Origin of the sequence: Klebsiella sp. C360, assembly GCF_048822415.1 — a bacterium.
GTDB classification, from domain to species: domain Bacteria; phylum Pseudomonadota; class Gammaproteobacteria; order Enterobacterales; family Enterobacteriaceae; genus Klebsiella; species Klebsiella quasipneumoniae.
This window is the reverse complement of sequence record NZ_JBMEZZ010000002.1, coordinates 609641-616516: the sequence shown is the minus strand read 5'-3', so window position 1 is coordinate 616516 and position 6876 is coordinate 609641. Positions and strand designations below refer to the sequence as shown.

Genomic DNA, 6876 nt, shown 5'->3' with positions numbered 1-6876 from the left:
GCGTCGCGTGGGCGAGGCATCTGCGTCCGGCATATAAAATATTTTGTTATTTTCAGACAGACCGGATACGGAGATGATTCCGCTGTTATTAAACGCATATTCGGCAACATGCTGATTCCGTGACAGAATAAAACAACCTGGTTTCGACTCTGTCAGATTCGCCAGAATGACTCCGCCCGCCTCGAAGCGAATAGTCCATTGCCCCGGTTCGCCGCACGTTTCGATGCCTTCCAGGCTCAGACGATGGCGAGCGTTCTGAAGAGACTGCGCCGAGGATAAATCATAATAAGGATAAATACGGCGAGGATGTTTCGCTCTCGTCAATTTGCTGCGCGTATAGGTATCTACCTGAAAGACGATCCAGTCGTTTGGACGAAGCTGAGACGCGTCGAATCCGGTAAGTTCGACTTCACCTGTACGAGGAAACATTTTTTTAGGGTTGTCGATTGCGTGCCAACCATTTTCCGTTTGCTGAGCGACGACTTTAAAATACGAGAACCGATCGTTTCGTCGATCGTATCGGCCAATATACCAGGGAAGATCTTTCATTATTCTTTTCCTTATTTTTCAGCCTATAACGCCAGCCGTCCGTTTTGCCACCGCAGGCGCGTTTTCCCGCCGGAATGGCGCGCTGCTGCAACTAAACGATTTGCGTCATCGCTGCCATCCGGCGGGAATGGAGCGAAGCATCCGGGAAGCAGTCGATTCAGCCAGCGGAAAGCGACGTCGTCGATAGGATAAGCGTACCCGACTTCCGTCGGGCCGCCGTTTCTGAGCACGCTGCGTCGTAATCCCATCGCTAACGCGTCAGGCAAACCACAATCGTCGGCAAGGCAAATAAAGCGATGATTCCCGACGCGTCTGAATGTCGGACGGCGCGCACTCACATTCGCGGCAATAATCGCGGCGGTTCGGGATAAGAAAAACGCCATTTTGCGCCGGGAAACAACCTTGAATACGTCATGATCGCGCCCGCCTGGATGGACATGGCGCGTTAAAAGCGTCGAGGCGTTATCGGAGGCCGCATGCGGAGAGAAACGCCCTGAACGCCAGTCCCACACTGCCGCTTGAAGGTGAAATTCGGCGGTACGACAGGTCGAGGTTAACGCAAGCGGCGTCATATCAGGCGTTGACGATGTATCAATAAGCGGCCATTCCATAACTCGGGACAACTCGACAGGATCATCGATCTCTGCGCCGCATACGGGAGGAGACCAGACGCTTACGCCGCTGCGACGAAAGCATTTTCCGCCCAGCCCGGAGACCGCTTTTTGAAAATCATCCATAAGGCTGGCGCAGGTAGCGCCTTCCACGACGATCATGCTGTTATCCCCATTGCGGATACGAAGCAGCGAAGGTTTGACTAACGTCCATACCCGACCTTTCCAGCCTTGGCGTAAGCGCGGTTCTATAAGACCTGCGTCATGCAAACAGCGAATCAAATGCCACACATTGACTCTGTCTGCGGTGCGTTCCAGAAGCGCGACCAATTCGATTTCCTCCCATCCGCTGGCGCCGCTTGCGTAAATCGCTTCAAGGAGATGTTCGAGACGTTCATCGTTATTTTCTGTCGTCAGGGGGAGTTCAATGTGGAATGCCGGCGTTGTCAGGGGAGACGTCTTCCAATCGGTAAGAGGTTCGAGGCGATATCTGGCGCTATCTTCCTGCGCAGGACGCGGAACGGCGCGCTCGAAAAAACGCGCCCGTTGTCGCCATGGCGGCGTTTTCTCGCCGATTTCCAGCTCAGGTTCGATAATAAACTCGCCGTTAAGAGGCATTGATGACGTCAAGCGACCATCTTTCTCCCTGACGCTAACTTTCGCGCCGTTTCCCTGGGGCGAGTAAATTCTGTAATTTTGCGTGTCTGAATGGACGGTCGGTAGAAAAGCGGGTAGTCCCAGCCACCCGCCCGGCACTCGGATGCCGCCGGAAAGCTGTAAGCGAGAAATCTGTTCATCCAGCGTAGTCGAGGATGTTTTCAGCGCACGAAATATTTCCATAGCCGCATGACGACTCTGCGGACGCGACGTCAGAATCCAGTCGTTTTCTGTGACCGCATCGTCAAAATATTGGCTCGCGCGCGCAGCGTATTTACAGGATAGCGCGATGTGAAATTTGAAAGAAAACTCATCAGGAGCGGCTATAGCTCTCCAGCATCCATGGCCGACTTGATGGAAAAAGAGCAGGCCGCTCTGCGTGGCGATGCCCAAATTATAGCTATTTCCCGCAGAAGCCGATAATAACGCATCAGACAACGAAGGGGCGAAAACGATTTCGTCATTCTCGCTGGCGGCGCTGAAGTAACATCGCGAACCGTCGAAATCGACGCGCATATCAATGATTGCTTTACGCGTATCAACATCGGAGATCAATGACATAGCCCGCTGACGTAAACGCCAGAAAGGCATGTCGGCAAGCGCTCTGCGTCCTGAAAACCAGGCTTCTCTGAACTCGCTAAACGCCTCTCTCAGCGCATGAGAGGCATTCTCTTTTTGAATCGCTGCCTGGAAATAATCAATTAATAGTCTGGGACTGGAAACGGCTTGCGGATGGCTTGTAAGAACACGGCGCATCAAACGCAGATCCGCTTTCCCGGGGAAAGCCAGACGCAGTGTATAGCCGATATGGCTCCAGCTTGCGGGGATCTCTGGCAGACAGAGGCGGCGATAGGATTCTCCTTTCTGAATTCGTCGTTCAAGCCACCCGGCCAGCGCTTCCCACATGGCGTTAACGCCTGCCAGATTCTGATAGCTATGTTCTGTCCGCAGCCAGTTTTGTAATTTCAGGCGAAAGTCATTGTGTCCTTCTTGGGCATCGAATTGACTGCTGATAAGCAGCGTCATGACAAGATAAGTGAAATATCCGGGCGATTTGTCATTGGATCTTTCCATCATGCCGCTTTCAAGACGCAGCGGCAGATCCGGTATTTTCGACATACAGGTCCGAAATGCTTCTTCTATTTCATCCGCGCCGACGCCGCTGTCGGCGAATGCCGCCGCGAGCGTCGACGGCGTCACTTCAAACCAACGAATATCCTGTGCATCGCCGTCAGCGCCGACCCGGAGAAAATAATCGACTAGCTTACTTTCCCAACCATCGGGCGTAACGGGCAGCGTCCAGTTCATGCTTATCTGTCCTCTATCTGATGGCTGTCGTTTCGGACCGATGCCGCCAGAGGTTCCAGTACGCGCTCGGCCAGAAAACGGACGGAAGGAACGGCAAGTCCGTCGCCAATGATCTTAAAAGATGATTGATACGCGGTCGGAAGGATAAAATTTTCTGGCAACCCCATTAATGCCGCCGCTTCTTTAACCGACAGCAGGCGCGTTTTCACCTCGCCTTTATCGGCGACGATAATACGGGCGCGCGATGCGCCGCCTTTCGGCGTTCTCAGGCAACCGATAACAGGAGAAAACGTGATTTCAGCTCGTTGCCGGTTGACACCTTTTTCTCTACGCATGCGAAGATAAAGACTGCCGATTGTCGTTTCCCCTGATTCGCGCGCTTTCGTCAGACGTGTCAGATGCGCCGGCGCCATCATATCGATCAGTCTTTGGGTTTCATCGGCAGAGTGCCATAACGCGTTTTGATCTTCACAATCAATAAGGTCGGCAAGTTCCTTTGTTCTCGAATCCGGCGCGTCGCCGGGCGTCCACCAGATCCAGTCACCGCGAGTCTCCGCCGGAAGCGCCTCGCAGGCGCGAAGAAGCGAAGATGAGTGCCATTGCGTCAGAGGCTCTTTTGAAAGTAAATATGCAGGAACGGAGAACTGACGACTAATCGCAACGATAAACACGCGGGGTCTGGACTGAGGCAGAAAGAGCTTTGCATCAATGATCATCGCGCCATAGCGGTAGCCCATTTTACTTAACTGACGGCATATCGCAGCGAAATGGCGTCCCTGATCCAATGTCAGCAGCCCAAGGACATTTTCAAGAACCAGTATAGGCGGCTGCCGATTTTCCTCTCCAAGTTTGTCTACTAAATCTAGAAAAGGCCATATCGCGCCGGAACGCGTAGTTTCATTCTGGCTGGCGTTGATCTTGCCTATCCCAAGCCCATTGCCGGCCAGCGATAAATCCTGACAGGGAAAGGAGGCCCAGACTAAATCAGCGCGTCCGTTCAGATCGCTTGGTTTGATTTCACGCACATCGCGCTCATCAAAATGTTCGGCTCCCCAGTTCTCGATATAACTTGACGTTTTTATCGGATCCATGTCGTTGGCGAACAGGCATCGCCACAGTTTTCCCAGACCGGCTCGGGCCATACCACCGCCAGCGAAAAACTCATAGAAGCCGAATTCCGCCTCGCGCGCCTCTTCTGATTCTGATCCGTTCTTGCCCGTGACGGCTTCTTTTTTCATTGCCTGACCATAAATTTATGTTGTTGAATCGGAGGGGCGTTTAACTGCCGCAAAACGATGCTGTCGGTGAGATAGTCTATAAAATCATGAGGATAATAGCTACATGGACATACGGCTTATTACCTGGACTTGAGTGCGATGATGAACTATCCCTTAACTGTTAATGGTATGTTTCTGATTCGAATAGCGAAACAGAACGTCTGATTTTATTCGCGTGGTTGTGTCATTGACATAACATATTTATATTTAAAGAAATAATTTATTTATAGACAGGAAAACCGAGTATGGAGTCTGTTATTCGTCCCTGGTCTGAGCTTGAGCAAAGCTATGATGGAACGATCTTATTAGGCAATGGCGCGAGTATCGCCGTAAGCTCTCGTTTTGCGTATAGATCTCTGCTTGAATGCGTCAGACAGCGAGAGAGTCTGGCGGAAGACGCGCGTAGGCTGTTTGATTTTTTTGAAACCGAAGATTTTGAGCTTATCCTCCGCATTGTCTGGCAAGCTACAAACGTCAATAAATCTTTACGAATTGAGGATGCGCGTACTCACGAAGCCTACCTCAGTATTCGTGAATGCCTTATTCAGGCCGTTCGCGATGTGCACCCCGAACACCATGAAGTTAGCGGGCAACTGCCCTGTATTTATGATTTTTTGAAAAGATTCGATACGGTTATTTCGCTCAACTATGACCTTATTGTTTACTGGACGATGACCTACGGCTTGGATAAAAACGATCGTCACCGATTTAAGGATTGTTTTCTTGCCAGAGGCGTTTTTGCAGAAGACTGGCAGCGGTTAAGAGCGCCATACGGCGATGAACAATCCAATACGCTTGTTTTTTATCCGCATGGCAGTCTCGTATTATGTCGAAACCGTATTGAACATGAACATAAAATTCATATCCGCGGAGCGGGGCTGCTTGAATCCATTCTGGAACGATGGCAGAGCGAGGAAGTTATTCCTCTGTTCGTAAGTGAAGGAACGCATAAGCAAAAAGTAAACTCCATTCAAAATAGTTTCTATCTTTCAACGGTTTATAGGGAAGTTCTCGTCGAGCCGCGAGAAAGTCTGGTGATTTTGGGCTGGGGAATGGGAGAGCATGATATACATCTGTTAAAACGCATGGCGGGAACAGGAATACAGCGAGTTGCGGTATCTGTTTTTAGAAGAGATCATGCTTATTGCAACAGGGCAAGCCAATTAATCAAAGAGAATCTGGGGCAGGATGTCCGCATAGAGTTTTTCGACAGCGAAAGTTCCGGTTGCTGGAATAAACCTCCAGAAAATCAGTAATATTTCCTCGCCATTCTTACCTGCCGCATTTGGTTGTAATACCCTCTGAACTGAGGACTCAAAACCTCATTTAACGCGGCCAAAACCAACCCCGTCAGTGTTGGCTTTTTTGTACCCTCCGTTCGTAAGGACGGCGGGTGTATGCTACCCGATCAAGGTCGGGAGGGCGACGAATACAACACCCGTTGGGGAAATAAGTCCGCGGTTTCGTTAGACCGTTTTGAGCCTCCCGGCACCCTATTGGTGGTGCTTTTCTCAAAGAAACTAACGAGGTTATTATGCCTAATTTTTTTACTTCCTTTAAGTCAATCGTCCGACAAGCTGCTTACAGTTCCCTTTAGCGCCGCTACGGACTTCACCGTCCTTGCCGACCACTGCGAAAACTTCGCCGAAACACTGATTGAAAGCAACGATCCCACACTGAAAATGGCGCTATGCGGCAGGCTCAATGCCTGTCTGACGCTGTTACAACACACGTTGTTAGAGCCCGTCCCGCCCCATCTTATTGAAAGCCTGACCGTTGACACCCTCCCTGCAAATTTCCCCCGTTTCGAGCCTGAATGCACAGAGCTTTGTCGCTACTGTCTCTCCCTGACGCAGATGCTGGCAGGGCAAGGCTTTTACTCTGAAATGGAGAAACACCTTAGCTGCCTGCTGTATGAACTGATCAACTATTTCGCTGCGGAAATGAAAGCGCCGCGCTGGCTCCGCACTGCCGATGGCGTGAAGTTTATCGACGAGGTGGCCGCATGATGCGACAGGACTGGCATTCTGCCGACATTATTGCGGCGCTGAAAAAGCGGGGAATGTCGCTGGCGGCGGTTTCCCGTAATGCCGGGCTGGCGTCCTCCACGCTGGCTAATGCGCTTACCCGCCACTGGCCCAAAGGCGAAAGATTGATTGCTGAAGCGTTAGATGTTGCGCCTGAGGACATCTGGCCATCGCGCTACCGTAAATCAGAATATCGATAAGGTAAACAGATCCTCCCGATCTTCTGCCTGCCCTTGCGGGTGGGAGATCGAGAGAACGCCAGTGACGCGCGGCAACTCAGCATCTAATCAAATCAACGGGAAATGTTTTTCAGGCAAAAACAGTTTCCTCTTTCTGCGCCAGTAGCATTCGTATAATTTCCCCCATGCTACGAATGGCCCTCCGGGCTGCCCTTACGCTTCACGACCTGCAAGAAGCGGCCTGATTTCAGGCTGGTCGTCCCGTTAC

Annotated in this window: 5 protein-coding genes and 1 pseudogene; 3 read left to right on the top strand and 3 right to left on the bottom strand. The window is 51.3% G+C overall.

All coding sequences use genetic code 11. The features are described from left to right. The 3 genes and pseudogenes from ACOI7D_RS08890 to ACOI7D_RS08880 form a co-directional block, all read right to left on the bottom strand. Positions 1 to 549: pseudogene (locus ACOI7D_RS08890) on the bottom strand (hypothetical protein); the annotation flags it as partial. 23 nt (positions 550 to 572) lie between these two features. Then, positions 573 to 3125, bottom strand: coding sequence for a hypothetical protein (locus tag ACOI7D_RS08885; protein ID WP_109547141.1), 2553 nt, complete (start codon positions 3123 to 3125; stop codon positions 573 to 575). Between the two features lie 2 nt (positions 3126 to 3127). Continuing rightward, positions 3128 to 4363: a DNA cytosine methyltransferase gene (locus tag ACOI7D_RS08880; protein WP_109547140.1), complete on the bottom strand. Its 1236-nt coding sequence runs from the start codon at positions 4361 to 4363 to the stop codon at positions 3128 to 3130. Positions 4364 to 4647: 284 nt separating this feature from the next. On the opposite strand from ACOI7D_RS08880, the gene ACOI7D_RS08875 reads away from it, so the two are divergent. From ACOI7D_RS08875 to ACOI7D_RS08865, 3 genes are all read left to right on the top strand, one after another. Further along, complete coding sequence (locus ACOI7D_RS08875; RefSeq protein ID WP_109547139.1) at positions 4648 to 5658, top strand: DUF4917 family protein; 1011 nt, start codon at positions 4648 to 4650, stop codon at positions 5656 to 5658. A gap of 321 nt (positions 5659 to 5979) precedes the next feature. Beyond that, entirely contained in the window at positions 5980 to 6411 is a 432-nt protein-coding gene (locus ACOI7D_RS08870) for a hypothetical protein (RefSeq protein ID WP_109547589.1), read from the top strand. Next, positions 6408 to 6629 (top strand): helix-turn-helix domain-containing protein, encoded by a 222-nt coding sequence (locus tag ACOI7D_RS08865; protein ID WP_047738806.1) that lies wholly within the window; start codon positions 6408 to 6410, stop codon positions 6627 to 6629. Before ACOI7D_RS08870 ends, ACOI7D_RS08865 begins: the two co-directional genes overlap by 4 nt. Positions 6630 to 6876: the final 247 nt, after the last annotated feature.